13 protein-coding genes and 1 pseudogene are annotated in these 13424 nt (G+C 51.4%); 3 read left to right on the top strand and 11 right to left on the bottom strand.

Annotated elements, in window-relative coordinates:
- Positions 1 to 37: 37 nt before the first annotated feature.
- The 5 genes and pseudogenes from IPG41_02415 to IPG41_02395 all read right to left on the bottom strand — a co-directional run bounded on the left by IPG41_02415 (position 38) and on the right by IPG41_02395 (position 5723).
- The gene (locus IPG41_02415; GenBank protein QQR55385.1) at positions 38 to 601 is read right to left on the bottom strand and encodes a hypothetical protein; all 564 of its coding nucleotides are present in this window, start codon (positions 599 to 601) and stop codon (positions 38 to 40) included.
- A complete protein-coding gene (locus tag IPG41_02410) occupies positions 594 to 1571 on the bottom strand; it encodes an FtsQ-type POTRA domain-containing protein (protein ID QQR55384.1) in 978 nt (325 codons plus the stop codon). Before IPG41_02410 ends, IPG41_02415 begins: the two co-directional genes overlap by 8 nt.
- 21 nt (positions 1572 to 1592) lie before the next feature.
- Positions 1593 to 1745, bottom strand: coding sequence for a hypothetical protein (locus tag IPG41_02405; protein QQR55383.1), 153 nt, complete (start codon positions 1743 to 1745; stop codon positions 1593 to 1595).
- Between the two features lie 50 nt (positions 1746 to 1795).
- Complete coding sequence (locus IPG41_02400) at positions 1796 to 2365, bottom strand: hypothetical protein (GenBank protein QQR55382.1); 570 nt, start codon at positions 2363 to 2365, stop codon at positions 1796 to 1798.
- Between the two features lie 330 nt (positions 2366 to 2695).
- Positions 2696 to 5723 (bottom strand): annotated as a pseudogene (locus tag IPG41_02395) (vitamin B12-dependent ribonucleotide reductase).
- A gap of 294 nt (positions 5724 to 6017) precedes the next feature.
- Here IPG41_02395 and IPG41_02390 point away from each other — a divergent pair.
- The 3 genes from IPG41_02390 to IPG41_02380 are packed head-to-tail and all read left to right on the top strand — an operon-like array spanning position 6018 to position 8514.
- Positions 6018 to 6392, top strand: coding sequence for a GtrA family protein (locus tag IPG41_02390; protein ID QQR55381.1), 375 nt, complete (start codon positions 6018 to 6020; stop codon positions 6390 to 6392).
- Positions 6389 to 7363: a UDP-glucose 4-epimerase GalE gene (gene galE / locus IPG41_02385; protein ID QQR55380.1), complete on the top strand. Its 975-nt coding sequence runs from the start codon at positions 6389 to 6391 to the stop codon at positions 7361 to 7363. The genes IPG41_02390 and galE overlap by 4 nt, the downstream gene beginning before the upstream one ends.
- Entirely contained in the window at positions 7363 to 8514 is a 1152-nt protein-coding gene (locus IPG41_02380) for a glycosyltransferase family 2 protein (GenBank protein ID QQR55379.1), read from the top strand. Before galE ends, IPG41_02380 begins: the two co-directional genes overlap by 1 nt.
- Here IPG41_02380 and IPG41_02375 read toward each other — a convergent pair.
- From IPG41_02375 to IPG41_02350, 6 genes are read right to left on the bottom strand one after another with little or no spacing between them, the layout of a single operon-like run.
- Entirely contained in the window at positions 8499 to 10502 is a 2004-nt protein-coding gene (locus IPG41_02375) for a hypothetical protein (protein ID QQR55378.1), read from the bottom strand. The two genes, IPG41_02380 and IPG41_02375, sit on opposite strands and share 16 nt — an antisense overlap.
- Positions 10503 to 10513: 11 nt before the next feature.
- A complete protein-coding gene (locus IPG41_02370; protein QQR55377.1) occupies positions 10514 to 11122 on the bottom strand; it encodes an iron-sulfur cluster assembly accessory protein in 609 nt (202 codons plus the stop codon).
- Positions 11123 to 11179: 57 nt separating this feature from the next.
- Positions 11180 to 11581 (bottom strand): hypothetical protein, encoded by a 402-nt coding sequence (locus IPG41_02365; protein QQR55376.1) that lies wholly within the window; start codon positions 11579 to 11581, stop codon positions 11180 to 11182.
- Between the two features lie 32 nt (positions 11582 to 11613).
- Positions 11614 to 11907 carry a hypothetical protein gene (locus tag IPG41_02360; GenBank protein QQR55375.1) on the bottom strand — a complete coding sequence of 98 codons (294 nt, stop codon included), beginning with the start codon at positions 11905 to 11907 and terminating at the stop codon, positions 11614 to 11616.
- Positions 11908 to 11925: 18 nt separating this feature from the next.
- Complete coding sequence (locus IPG41_02355; protein QQR55374.1) at positions 11926 to 13002, bottom strand: 23S rRNA (adenine(2503)-C(2))-methyltransferase RlmN; 1077 nt, start codon at positions 13000 to 13002, stop codon at positions 11926 to 11928.
- Positions 12999 to 13424 carry a DUF86 domain-containing protein gene (locus IPG41_02350; protein ID QQR55373.1) on the bottom strand — a complete coding sequence of 142 codons (426 nt, stop codon included), beginning with the start codon at positions 13422 to 13424 and terminating at the stop codon, positions 12999 to 13001. The genes IPG41_02355 and IPG41_02350 overlap by 4 nt, the downstream gene beginning before the upstream one ends.

Raw genomic sequence — 13424 nt, 5'->3', positions numbered from 1 at the left:
AGGTTTGGGTCAATCGGCTTCTGGTTGGAGATGGTCTCTAAAAACTGTCCGCTTCACTGACTTCCGCTCCTTCGCTTTGAGGCAGCACCGCCTCCAAAGTTCCCCAGGCCGATTCGCGGTTTTTGGGCACGATGAGCGTCACTTCATCGCCCACGTTTCCTTTGTAGTAGGTGACGGAAGCGAGTAGCACGCGGTAGCTTTTTCCATTGGCCACCACCTTGTATTGGCCGTCTTCGCGGTTCAAAGTGCCACGCAGAAATTCTCGATCGATGGGTGCGATTTGTTTGTACAAAAAGGTGCCGTTGGGCAAAATGGTCAGCTTGAGTCGGTCGCCCTCCACCAGTTTGGATTTGCTGGCGTAGTTGGCGGGGACAGGGTAGTTTTTGTCGTTTGGACCGATCATGCCTTGACCGTCGAAAGTGCCTTCCACAATTTGACTTTCACCGGCGTCGTAACTTTTGGCGTCACTCACTTGCAGGCGAGGTTCGTTTGTCACCGTTTCAGGCGAGATTTCTCCGAGCAGTTCGCGGGCTGACTTCAAAGAAGCTTCGGCTGCGTGGATCAAGCGAAGGATTTTACTGAGCTGTTCCGTGTTAGTCATGGGATTTGTATATTACTTTTTCGCCGTTCTGTCCAGAAATTCTCAAGTCGATGTATTCGAGGTCGGCCTCGTAAATATTGAGAGTGCTCAGCGCTTTTTTCAATTTGGCCAGTTGCAAGGCCGGGTCTTGAGTGAGGTCGATCCATACGGTGAAATAACGCTCAGTGACCAGATGGAGTTCGCGGGCTTGTTTCAAGTAATGAATTTCCAGGATTTGCATGTTGAATTTGCCCTCGAAATCCTCGGTGGCTTTGAGCAATTTTTTAAGCACTTCCGCTTCAATCAATTCTTGGTTCAAGAGGAAGCCTTTTATGGGTTCTGGACCTTCTGTGGTCTCGGGGCTTTCTTCGCTTTCTAGTGTTTCGAGTGCGGTCCAGTCCAAATCGGTTCCTGTGACATCCATCACCAAGGTGGGCAAGTTTTCGGTGCTGCTGCCGGTGCCCGATACGAATCCCAGTTCATTCACCACGTAGAGCTGCTGAGTGCCGTTTTCAAAATCCACACGAACGTTGGCCAGGTTTTCATAGGTTTCTAAATTTACGGTTAGAGTGTGGAAGAAATCTCGTCCCACGTTCAATTTTCTTAAATAAGGGTATTCTTCGAAGAGTTTTTGCTCCAATTCCCTTGTTTTGAAGATGAGTAGGTTTCTGCCCAAATGTTCTTGTAAGCTTTCGTTGAGCGTGCTTTGCTCTGCTGCCGTGGCCTCGTTGCCTGTGACCTCGATTTTTTGGATTTCAAAGAGGGAAGTGAAAAAGCTGAGGTAGGCCAATCCGCTCACGAGGGCGAAGACAGCGAAGATTTTTAAGACGCGTATTGCTTTGTAAAAAAAGCCTCCTTGTTTTTTGCGTTCCGCAGGGCTTTGTTTGGGCTCAAAGGGCTTGCGTTGTCCACTTCGAAGGGACCGGTAGCTCGAAAAATTGGAAGAATAGGTCCGAGGTTTGCCCCTGAGTAGGGACGAAAAAAATCCCATGGGCGTGGGCAAAAAAAGGATTTAGGCCCCTTTCAAGAGGGCGGCTCGAAGAGCTCCATAGCGGGCTTCGGCTCCAGGACGAGCTTTGGCCTTGTTTCGACGCTTCCACTGCTTGGATTTAGGTCTCCAAGCGGGTTGGTCTACAATATTGTGAGTTTTGCTGTTGTTGTTCATAACAAAAGGTAGTGGGATTGTAGGGATAAAGCTCTAAAAGGTCAAGCTGATCAGGTCAAAGATCCATGTTTCTCCTTTTCTCGGGCTGTGATGAACTTATTATGGGCTTCTGTTAAAGCCCGAATTCTCTCTTTTATTTCTGCTAAAACTGCTGGGTCTTTTAGCTCAATTGTGCTGGCCGTTTCTTTTCTGATTTCTACTGGCGGCGGAGGTGTTTCAACTTCTATGCCAAGGGCAGGAAAGAGATGTTTTATTAAATATTCTCTGATTTGTGCCCCGAATCTTGTTGCGGCATTGGCCTGTATCTTGAGATGTACTACATCGTTGGCGCGTTTTGAGTGAGGATGCCATTGAATATACAGTCGGACGTTCGAACTTCTTGCGTGCGGGTCCTTCTTAATGACAATTTCCCACTCGTCTTCCTCCATCGGACGAGAAGGTATGGTGGTAGGAGGGTAGAGAGTGGGGCTAACGTCTGTTTGCTGAAGAATGCAATCTGAAATAAAATATGCTAATTCCAAGCAAGCGCAATTTCTCGCCAGATACAACTCTTTGAGCTCAGGACTCAATCCGTCAGGTCTTGTCAGGAAGGGTTCTGTTGCTGGTTTTGGCTTCTCCATCCTTGTATTATACAATTTTTATTTGGTTTTGTAAATCTCAACTGATAGACGTGAATCTTGAAACCGCAGTTTCAGTTTAGGAGTTAGGGGTAAGGAAATACATTCGTTTGATTTTTGAAAAACTTGATCTGTAAACCCCTCCCCGGGGAGGGGTTTTAACCTGTAAAATAGGAATTGGTGAAGAGCAAGAGCTATCTTTTTGAATTGCTAAAATCCAGGAGATTGGCTCTATGAAGCCATAGAGTAGGTTTCAAGATTCACGTTTAAAGAGAGCCCGTCGTGGAGAAGGGGCCCTCTTTTCGTTGGTTTAAGGATTTCGTCAAGCTTGCATCAGCTGCAGCCCATGCTGTTGCCGCAGTTGAGACATTTGTAACAGGTTGCGTTGCGCACGGTCACGTGTCCGCAAGTGTTGCAGAGAGGGGCGTCGCCCATCATGCCGGCGAGTTGTTTTGTGAGGCCGTCGTCGGCAGCGGTTTGAGCCTGGGTGGAAAGAGGGCTTGCATTGTCTGCGGCGGCCACGGCGGCTTCGCCCATGATCGCTTCGGTGATGCGGCTGCGGGAGCGACTTTCATCCAGTTGAGTGGTCTTGGGGGCCACGTGCACGAAGTCGGTACGACCGAGGTATTCCATGCCGAGCACTCTGAAGATGAAGTCGACAATAGAGGTGGCGGTGCGTACGTTGGGGTGAGTTGTGAATCCGCTCGGTTCGAAGCGAGTGAAGGTGAAGTTGTCCACGTATTTTTCAAGAGGCACTCCGTATTGAAGGCCCACGGAAATGGCTACGGCGAAACAGTTGAGCAGGCTGCGGTAGGAAGCCCCTTCCTTAAAGGTGTCGATGAAGATTTCTCCGAGCTTGCCGTCGTCGTATTCACCGGTGCGGAGGAACATCTTTTGTCCGGCGATGCTCGCTTCCACAGTGATGCCACGGCGTTTCACAGGCATTTGTAGTTTGGTTCCACGGAGAGGCCCGCTCACTCCTTCAGCAGCGGCTTCATCTGCCATCTTGGAGTCACTCTTGGTGTTCAGGGCTTGAGACTGCTTGCATCCGTCGCGGTAGAGGGCGATGGCTTTGAGGCCCAGCTTCCAGGATTCAAAATAGGTGTCTTTAATGTCCTGCACGGTCGCTTCGTTGGGTAGGTTTACGGTCTTGGAAATGGCTCCGGAGAGGAAGGGTTGCACAGCGGCCATCATCTTCACGTGCCCGAGAGGGGCGATGTAGCGCTTGCCGTTTCCGCACTTGTTGGCGCAGTCGAACACGGCGAGATCTTCTTCTTTGAGGTGAGGGGCACCTTCCAGTGTTTGGGCGCCTTCGAAGTAAAGGCGAGCTTCTTGGATTTGTTGTGTGCTGAGACCCTTAGACATGAGCGCTTTTGGAGAGATGTGTGGCGTCCATTCGTCGATGGTTTTGGCCTTTTCAAGGTGTGCTTTGATTTCTTCGATTTGCTCATTCGAGGGCACTGGGGATGGATTTGTTGATGATCTTGAAGTGTCCTCCTCCGGCGAGTTTTTTCCATTTTACGATGGAGAATTCAGGTTCCACACCAGTGGTGTCGCAGTCCATCAAAAGCCCGATGGTTCCGGTGGGGGCGAGCACGGTGGCTTGCGCGTTGCGGTAGCCGTATTTTTCTCCTTTTTCAATGGCGAGGGCTGCGTCTTCCACAGCGGCTTCGTAGAGGTCTGCAGGGCAGAGCTTTTTGTTGATGGCTTTGGCGGCTTCTTCATGCATGCGCATCACTTTGAGCATGGGTTCGCGGTTCTTTTCGTAGGCGGCAAAGGGACCCACCACCTTGGCGATTTCAGCGGACATGACGTTCGCGTGGCAGTGCATAATAGCGGTGAGGGCGGCCGCGATGGCGCGTCCTTCGTCGCTGTCGTAGGCGATGCCGCTGGTCATGAGTAGGGTACCAAGATTGGCGTAGCCGAGTCCCAGCGGACGAAAGTCGTGGCTGTTTTGGGCGATGCGATCGGTGGGGTAAGAAGAGAGGTCTACGAGGATTTCTTGAGCGAGGAAGAAAATTTCCACGGCGTGGCGATAGGCGGCGATGTCGAAACTGCCGTCTTCATTCATGAACTTCACCAAGTTGAGTGAGGCGAGGTTGCAGGCTGTGTCGTCGAGGAACATGTATTCGGAGCAGGGGTTGGAGCCGTTGATGCGTCCGCTCACAGGGCTGGTGTGCCAGTCGTTGATGGTGGTGTCGAATTGAAGTCCGGGATCGGCACAGCCCCAAGCGGCCTTACAGATTTCATCGAAAAGCGCTTGCGCATCCATTTCTTCATGAGGTTTTCCGTCGGTGCGGCGTTTGGTCCAGAATTTTTCATTCTTTTCTACGGCGTGCATGAATTCATCGGTCACACGCACGGAGTTGTTGGAGTTTTGTCCAGAAACGGTGTGGTAAGCTTCTCCACGCCAGTCGCTGTCGTAACCGGCGGCGATGAGGGCGCGAGCCTTTTTTTCGGATTCTACTTTCCAGTTTACGAAGTCTTTGATTTCGGGGTGATCCACATCCACCACCACCATTTTGGCGGCGCGACGAGTGGTTCCTCCAGATTTAATGGCTCCGGCTCCACGGTCTAAAACTTCGAGGAAGGACATGAGTCCGGAAGAGATGCCTCCTCCCGAGAGGATTTCGTACTTGGAGCGGAGATTTGAGAAGTTGGAACCGGTTCCAGACCCATATTTGAAGAGTTTGGCTTCGTTTTTGGCGAGGTCAAAAATGCCCATGAGGGAATCGTCCACTTTTTGGATGAAGCAAGCACTGCATTGAGGGCGAGCGTAGGCGTTGTCGATTTCTACGACGGCGCCTTTGGCAAAATCCCAGGCGTAGTTGCCTCCATCTCCCGTCACTCCGTATTCATGGAAAAGTCCGCAATTGAACCATACGGGGGAGTTGAACGCCCCACGTTGGGTGATGAGCATGTATTTGAGTTCTTGCTCGAAGCTTTCGGCATCTTCTTCGCTGGCAAAATAGCCGTGTTCCATTCCAAAAGTGCGCACGGTGTGTGCGATGCGGTGCACGGTTTGTTTGGCGCTGACTTCGTGTTCGGTTCCGGGCACTCCACGTTTTCGGAAGTACTTTTGAGCGATGATGTCGGTTGCGAGTTGGGACCAGCTTGTGGGCACTTCCACCTTGGTCATTTCGAAGACGATTTTACCACTTGGCTCCTTGATGCGGGATTCGCGCAGGTCGTAGTCCATCATGTCAAAGGCGTCGAGGCCGGCTTGGGTGAAGCGACGTTTCATGCGAATTCCCTTGGAAGAGTTGGATTTGCCTTCTTGGGGGCGACGAATCTCTGATTTTTGGCTGTGTTCTTCGTTTTGAGCTGCTACTGGATCGGGTAAAGTGATGGATTGAGCCATACGCGTGGGAAAAATGGGGAAATAAAGAACTAAAACCGCGCGGAAGGAGGTGGAGTCCGTGGGAAGTGTATATTGGGGTCGAAGGGGGAGAATGGCACAATATGTTGTGCGTCTTACTTCGGTAGTCCACAAGTTATCGAAAATATGAAAGGCCGTCAAAGCAAATGTTATTGAAAACAATTGACGGTTTTTGAATTGTTTTCCGCGTAGGAAATGTGTTCCAGATTGGGTGATCTGAGGGGGGGGTTATGGCTTGAATTTGTGGGTTGAGACCTTTTCGGCTAAGCTACGTCCATGCATTTTTTGAAGTTTGCAGCTGCGGGTTTATTCAGTTTTTCCATTACGTTTGTGGTGCTCAATGTGGGGCTGTGGAACGGACTTCCTTTGTATGTGGCATCGGTGCTCGGCTACGGCTGTGGAATTGTGAGCAGCTTTTTGCTCAATAAAAAGTGGACCTTCACGCGACGCAACTTTGCTAAAAAAAACTCGCGGCTCTTTGCAGAGTTTGTCCTTTATAATGTACTGATGATGTTTGCCTTCGCGCACTTCAATGTGTGGTTTGCGGCGCTACTTCCATGGAGTGTGCTGGCGCAGCTTGCTTCGTTTGGTCTCAGCGCGCTCATCAATTTCACGGTCTATAATTTTATTCTTTTTCGTCATCGTGCATGAAGGAGCTTCTTGTCACCGGTGGCGCGGGTTATATTGGATCGAACTTGGTGGCGATGCTCATTGAGGCGGGCTACCACGTGGTGATCGTCGACAATTTGAGTACGGGTCACCGCGAGCTGCTTCACCCAGATGCGATTTTTTATGAAGGCTCTTTGCAGGATCGTGCCCTTTTGGATTCTGTTTTTGCACGCCATGCTTTTGAAGCAGTCTTTCATTTAGCGGCCTTGAGCGTGGTCGTGGAGTCGCAGTCTGAGCCGGAGAAATATGCCATCAACAATGTGGAGGCAGGACGCGTTTTACTGGAGGTGATGCTCGCGCACGAGTGCGCTCGCCTGATTTTTTCCTCGTCAGCTTCGGTGTATGGGGTGCCACTGACCTTACCGATCACGGAGCAACATGTGCGAGAGCCGGTGTCGGTGTATGGCAAAACGAAGATGGTTTTTGAAGATTTGCTCAGCGAGTATGAGACGCGTGGCTTACGATTTTTGTCCTTTCGTTACTTCAATGCGGCTGGAGCTTCGGCGGATGCACGTTATGGCGAGTTGCACGAGCCCGAGACGCACCTCATCCGCTCGGTCTTTAAGAAGCTGAGTAAAAATGAAGCGGTGGAAGTCTATGGCACCGACTACGATACGCCGGATGGCACTTGTCTGCGCGACTACCTTCACGTGACGGATATCGCGGAAGCGCATCGATTGGGGCTGGAGTACTTGGTTGCCGGGCATGAGAACGCTTTTGTGAACCTGGGCACAGAGACAAGTCATTCGGTTTTGGAGGTGGTGAAACTTTGCGCCCGCGTGATGGGCACGGCAGCTCGTATCCGGGAGTGCGAGCCTCGTTCGGGTGATGTTCCAAACCTTCTGGCGTCCTGTGATAAGGCCCGAGAGCTGCTGGGTTGGAAGGCGACGAAAAATCTGCAGGATATGATCGAGAGTGCCTGGGCTTTTGAAAAGCGCCATCTTACGCTTTAATGAGGGCCATGATGCTTTCTATTGTCATCCCGTGTTTGAACGAAGAGCAGACGCTCGGCCTTGTGGTGAAAAAAGCTAAGGCCTCTTTGAAGCGTCTTGGAATTGAGGGTGAAGTGATTGTGGCGGACAACGGATCCACCGATCGTAGCATTGCAATCGCGGAGGAGCTCGGAGCGCGCGTCGTGCATGTGCCTCAGCGCGGTTACGGCTGCGCTCTCATCGCAGGTATGCAAGCGGCACGGGGCAAGTGTTTACTGATGGGCGATGCCGACGACTCTTACAACTTTGAGGAAATCGATCCTTTTTTGGAGGAGATTGAAAAGGGTTACGACCTGGTGATGAGCACGCGTCTCAAGGGTCGAATTGAGCCTGGAGCCATGCCCTTTTTGCATCGTTACTTGGGCACGCCGGTTCTCACCTTTTTGTTGAACCGTTTGTTTAAGCTCAAAATTTCTGACTGCAACTCGGGCATGCGCTGCCTCACCAAAGAAGCCTTCGAGCGGCTGCGGCTCAGTTCACAGGGCATGGAGTTTGCATCTGAAATGCTCATCAAAAGTGGGCTTTTGCATTTGAAAATCAAGGAAATTCCCATCACTTTATATAAAGATAAGCGCAACCGTCCGCCGCATTTGAACACCTGGAGTGATGGTTGGAGGCACCTCAAATTCATGTTTCTTTACAGTCCCAAGTATTTGTTTCTTGTGCCGGGACTCGCCTTCATGGTGCTTGGATTTTTTTTGATGCTGATCTTGTTCCGTGGGCCGGTGGAAGTGTCGGGCATCGTCTTCGATACGCACTCATCCTTGCTTGGAAGTTTGCTTGCGATTCTTGGCTATCAACTTCTGATCACAGGCATGCAGGCGCGGGCTTTTGCTCAGACCCAGCCCTTTCAATTCAAAGACACCACGCTTGCCTCTTTTTATAAGTGTTTCAGTTTGGAACGGGGTCTTGTGCTTGGGCTGCTCCTCTTTGCTGTCGGTTTTGGCTGCGACGTTTTTGTGGTCTATGAATGGATCCAAGCGGGCTTCAAAAATCTGAATGAGGCGAACCTGCTGGCGCTCACGTCCACACTGATGATCCTCGGCATCCAAACGTGCTTTGCGAGTTTCTTTGTGCAGATCCTTCGTGACTCGGATCAGCGTAGGCGGTAGAGACTCAGCGGTCCTTTTTGTAGCAGCAGTTCAAAGTGTTCGAGATCTGTGTCGGCCCAGGTTTTTTCGTGCATCACGATCGTGGGTTCGTAGGTGGTGGAGACGAGCAGGTAGGCGATGTCCTCGGTTGCGAGTGCGGCTTTCCATGCGGCTTCGTTGGGTGCCGTGCGGATGGAGGCGCTTTTGCTGCGGTAGTCCGGATAGGTGCAGGTGAGGCAGCCATCGGTGTTGATGTAAACTGCTGTGAAGCCTTCTTTTTCGAAGAGCGCGTAAGGCGTGAGGCCAGTTAAAGCGATGCTACCTTTGGGCTGTGGGCGGAGCAGTTCTAAAAATGGAAGCAACATCTTGTAGCCTGGCAAATCTACGGAAAGGTAGGCGTCTTCGGTGAGAGTGCTCGCTTCTCCACTGGGCGTTTTGAGTTGAGGTACCACGGTGGTTGTGAAGAGGCTCACGAGCAGACTGGCGATGGCGAGGCGAAACAGCGTGGTTTGCGGGGTTTTTTTAGACGTGAGGAAGATCGAGAGTGTGAAGGCGAGCAGTAAGGGGCTGAAAATGAGGAAAGGGTGTGCGTGAAATTGATCCAGTAGCAAGGTCTGTACGTGATCCTTGCTGAGGAAGCTGGAGCTGAGTTGGCTGCCGATGAAGACCAGAGCGAAGAGTCCAAGGAAGGACTGCCTTTTGGGCGTGGAGGCGCAAAACATGAGCGCTACGGGCACGAGGGCAAAGAGGGGGCTCGCGTAGCGGATGGTTTGGTTCCAGAGCGTGAAGGTGTAGGGAGCGCTGAGGTAGTAGAGCAGTTCTCCGGCGGCGATGGCGAGTAGGGCGAAGCTGAGCATGCGAGTTCGGTGGCTTCGGCTAAACAGTTTGAGCGCGAGCAGCACTGTGGTTCCGGTCAGGAGGTAGACGGCGGTCATCCCCAATTCATTGTGGAATTCGCCATTGGAAAGCACGTGCCGGAGGGTGCTGTGAAGGCCGTCACTCTGAAGGTGCGAGAGCAAGGAGCTGCCTTCTGTTTCTTGCACGAAGCTGCTGTGGCCGATCCAGTGAATGGGCCCGGCGCTGATGCCAAAGGGATAGAGAGGGTTGCCCGCGATCACTGCGTTGCGTATGTACCAAAAAAGCCCTGCTGTGAGAGTGAGGCCGATGTTAAATGCGTAGTCGTGGAGGCGGTGTTTTTGGTGGATTGCAAGGGCGAACAAAAAGGGCAATAGCACCAGCACTTGTGGAAGGGCGTTGTATTTCGAGCCGAGGCAGAGTCCGAGCAGGAGGCAGGCCTTTGTGAAGTCCACTTTTTTCCCGTTCAAGAAGCTGCTTGCCGCAAAGGCCAGGGCGCTGCCGAATACACCGAAAAGGAAGAGGTCGATTTGCTGGTTGACAATTTGTTTAAAAAGGAAGGGCGTACAGGTTGCGGCGAGCACGAAAAGGGCGGAGAAGCGCGGGGCTGCTTTTGTCCCAAGGCTTTCTTTAAGACTGAAGAAGAAGAGGGCGAGTGCACTGAGGTTCACGAGGAAGCCTGCTTCGGTGTTGTGGGTGAAGGCTGCGAGGAAGGCTTGAAGGGCTTCATGATTCGCAGGGAAATAAGTGTTGGGCCCCACGAAGCCCGCGAAGAAGACGTTCCAGACGCTGCCCGTTTCAAGCAGTTGATTCACGATGGGCAAGTGGTAGCCGAAGCTGTCCGTTTCACCTGAAGGGATGAGCGCGGGCAAGGTGGCGAGCAGACCGAGCAGCAGGTAAAAAAACTTTCCGTTCGTGGGGAGGGGTGCATCTTTGGGTCGAAGGAAAAAGCCCCCCATGAGTGCGAGGATGCTACACACGAGTAGGCTGTTTTGTGAAAAGAGCCCGAAGGTGCCGAGTCCTTCCACGCTCACGATCATGAGCGTGAATAGCAATGCGATTGTCAAAGCGGCAGAGCCGCTTTCATCGAGGCGTCGGCTGAGGGTCCGCGCAAGGGCACTGTATGCAAAGAAGGTGAAGGCGAGAGCCAGCATGGTCTAATGGATTAGCATCCACAGCCTCCTCCACCGGAGCCACATCCACAGCCTCCGCCTTTTTTGGTGAAGCGAGGGTTGGTGATTTTGAAACCGCTGCCGTAGGCGCTTTCAATGAAATCGACTTCGGCGCCGAGCAGGTTTCCCAGGGATTCGGGGTCCAAGTGGATGGTCACGCCGTGAAATTCAAAGCGAGTGTCCCCGGCCTCACCATCCTTGAGGAAGTCCATGGCGTAGACGGGTTCACGTCCGCCATTGTCTTTGGCACTGATGCGCAGTCCGTAACCTTCTTTATCTTCGGCTTTGGCGAATTCACGGATTTTTTCGGCGGCCTTTTGTGTCACATAAATGCCGTCGTCGGGGGCTTTACGTTTGCTTGCGGCGAGTTCATTGATGCGCAGGATCATTTCATCCACGACTTCTTCTTCGATGCCATGACTCATGGCGCCGGCTTTGAGGGGCTCAAACACATTCACGCTGCAAGAGGTGCAGTGCAGTCCAAAATCCTGCATGATTTCGGCCGTGTCAGGATAGAGGTTTAAAACCTCCCCGATGAGCATGTCCCCCGTGACCAGCGGCTCTGTGGATTTTCCAGATTTTTTAGAAGTTTTTGTGGGCATATTTGGGTCGCTTGCGCGACGGTTGCTTTTTAGGCGCGTTCGCTACGCTACTGCGTGCTAAAAGACTTGGGTTTCAAGATACACCATTCCCAGCCAAAATAGAAGTCCCATAAAGCCGAATAGGGGGAGGAGTTCTTCGGTGACGAAGTGCATTCTCCATTTGACGAGCTTTGGGAAAAAAGCTGCGAGACCTTTGATCCCCATGAGTACTGCGATCCAAGAGAGGATCACTTGAGAATTCCAGGCCCAGTCCGCTGTGCCACTTTGTGGCCAAAATCGTAGATTGAAGCCGGTGCTGATCACGATGATGAGAGCAAATAAAAAGAGAAAAAGAGAGCTGAAGAACAGAAGGGCGGGTGAATTGGCCCAATCCTTAATGACCTTGTGCATGTTTTTTGGAGAAAGCACCAGGGCAAGGCAAATGGGGAGCATGAACAGGGCGAGCAGGCTGAGCGTCATGAGGCGTGGTTAGGTGAGCAAAGTATACGCTTCTAATCCTGGGCTTCCACCATTTCTTCGGCTTCGGCAAAGGCTTCTTCAAATTCTTCACGTTCGGCTTCGTAAGCCGCTTGTACTTCTTCGAAACTTTCATCGTCTGCCTGTTCGATTTCGTCGAGGCTCATGTCCAAAGACTCGAGGTCGCGACGCAGTGCATTGATGGTTTCCATTTCGGAATCATTTTCGTCTTCATCGCTGCTTGCAAGCAGTTCTTCCAGTTCGTCGAGTCGGTCACGAAATTCTTCGAGTTTTTCGCGTTGTCCTTCAATGTAATCGGTACGGTCCATTTGGGTGTGGGTTAACGGTTAAATATTTTCGGACGGAAGAATATCACAAAGATTCTTCCTGCCAAGAGTAATGAGTTGCCCGCAGGCTGCTGCGATGTCGTCACCCATGGTTTTGCGCACGGTGATTTCGACGCCTGCCTTTTCGACGATGTCTTTGAAGCGATGGATTTGGTTGTTGCTGCTGCGTTCCACGCCCATGTCTGTGAAATTGTAGGGAATCAGGTTTATTTTGATGTCTCCGAGCTCGGCAGCAAAGTCGGCCAGCACGCGTGCGTGCTGCTCGGTGTCGTTCACATTTTTGAGCATCACGTACTCGAAGGTCAGGTGGTGACGGCGATTGCCGTGTACTTTTTGGTACTTGCGGATCCAGTCGTGCAGTTTGGGAATGAATCCTTCAAAAGAGCTGGGCACGATTTCTTTGCGGGTCTCGGGTACGGCGCTGTGCAGCGAAATGGCGATGCGAGTGTCCGGCCAATCGGGGTCGGTGAGGATTTGTTCGAGCACAGGCAAGATGCCCACGGTGGAAACGGTGATGTGGGTGGGGCCGAGGTCGGTGTAGGCCAGCCATGTGTGGATGGCTTTTTTTACATTTTCATAATTGGCCAGCGGTTCGCCCATGCCCATAAAAACCACATTCGAGATGCGCTGAGGCAGGCGAGGATGTTCGGTGAGGAAGCTTTTCCAAAACCGGTACTGATCCATGATTTCGTCTGCCGTGAGACTGCGAGTGAGGCCCATTTTACCCGTGGCACAGAAGCCGCAACGCATGGCACAACCGACTTGGGAAGAGACGCAGATGGTCCATTGATCGCGCATATTTTCCATCAGAACGGTTTCAACGAGGTTTCCATCCGCGAGTTTGATCAGCACTTTGTAGGTGTCGCCGCGACTGGAGCAGAGCACGGTTTGAGCCTCGCCACTCATCCAGGGGACTTCTTTTTCTAGCGTTTCTCGCAGGATTTTTGGGAGGCCGGTGAGATCCTTCCAGCCCTTGTTTTGAACCTGAAAAAGCCCCTCTTCGATTTGCTTCCAACGAAAGGGTTTTTCGCCCGGGAAGAGTTCGCAAAAGCGGGAGTGACGGGTCGGGAAGTTCACGGATGTTGAGAGAGGAAGTGAAGAATGGCTTCAGTGTAAGTCTTATAATCGGTTTTTGCTTCTTTCATGGCTTCAAAGAATTTTTCATTGATCAACTGTTGGTATTCATGAATGAGAATGTTGCGCAAACCTATGGAGTGTGCGATTTGTTTTGCGAAAGCTTCATTTAAAACATTGATTTTGGAGAGTCCAATAAAAGAATCTCGATAGTTTGCTGGGATTTCTTGTTTCAAATCTTTAAGCAGATGCATGTTGATGTCGATGGCTGCGCCGATCAATCTTTCCATCACTCGTTCTGCCAGGTACAAGGTTTTTTCATCGTCTAAAATGGCGATTGCATTTTCGCGAGTCAATTCATCTAAAAAAAGAAGCTGCTTCAGAATTTCTTGAATTTTTCTTTGAATGAGACTTTTATTTGGCAT

The organism is Candidatus Peregrinibacteria bacterium, from assembly GCA_016699145.1.
Taxonomy (GTDB): Bacteria; Patescibacteriota; Gracilibacteria; order UBA1369; family 2-02-FULL-48-14.
Note: the sequence above shows the minus strand (reverse complement) of the source record. Positions and strands in the feature narration are given on the sequence as shown.

What these genes read in the sequence shown, in the direction of transcription:
- IPG41_02415 (QQR55385.1), bottom strand. Translation starts at nt 601, where the DNA reads ATGACTAACACGGAACAGCTCAGTAAAATCCTTCGCTTGATCCACGCA.
- IPG41_02410 (QQR55384.1), bottom strand. Translation starts at nt 1,571, where the DNA reads ATGGGATTTTTTTCGTCCCTACTCAGGGGCAAACCTCGGACCTATTCT.
- IPG41_02405 (QQR55383.1), bottom strand. Translation starts at nt 1,745, where the DNA reads ATGAACAACAACAGCAAAACTCACAATATTGTAGACCAACCCGCTTGG.
- IPG41_02400 (QQR55382.1), bottom strand. Translation starts at nt 2,365, where the DNA reads ATGGAGAAGCCAAAACCAGCAACAGAACCCTTCCTGACAAGACCTGAC.
- IPG41_02390 (QQR55381.1), top strand. Translation starts at nt 6,018, where the DNA reads ATGCATTTTTTGAAGTTTGCAGCTGCGGGTTTATTCAGTTTTTCCATT.
- galE (QQR55380.1), top strand. Translation starts at nt 6,389, where the DNA reads ATGAAGGAGCTTCTTGTCACCGGTGGCGCGGGTTATATTGGATCGAAC.
- IPG41_02380 (QQR55379.1), top strand. Translation starts at nt 7,363, where the DNA reads ATGAGGGCCATGATGCTTTCTATTGTCATCCCGTGTTTGAACGAAGAG.
- IPG41_02375 (QQR55378.1), bottom strand. Translation starts at nt 10,502, where the DNA reads ATGCTGGCTCTCGCCTTCACCTTCTTTGCATACAGTGCCCTTGCGCGG.
- IPG41_02370 (QQR55377.1), bottom strand. Translation starts at nt 11,122, where the DNA reads ATGCCCACAAAAACTTCTAAAAAATCTGGAAAATCCACAGAGCCGCTG.
- IPG41_02365 (QQR55376.1), bottom strand. Translation starts at nt 11,581, where the DNA reads ATGACGCTCAGCCTGCTCGCCCTGTTCATGCTCCCCATTTGCCTTGCC.
- IPG41_02360 (QQR55375.1), bottom strand. Translation starts at nt 11,907, where the DNA reads ATGGACCGTACCGATTACATTGAAGGACAACGCGAAAAACTCGAAGAA.
- IPG41_02350 (QQR55373.1), bottom strand. Translation starts at nt 13,424, where the DNA reads ATGCCAAATAAAAGTCTCATTCAAAGAAAAATTCAAGAAATTCTGAAG.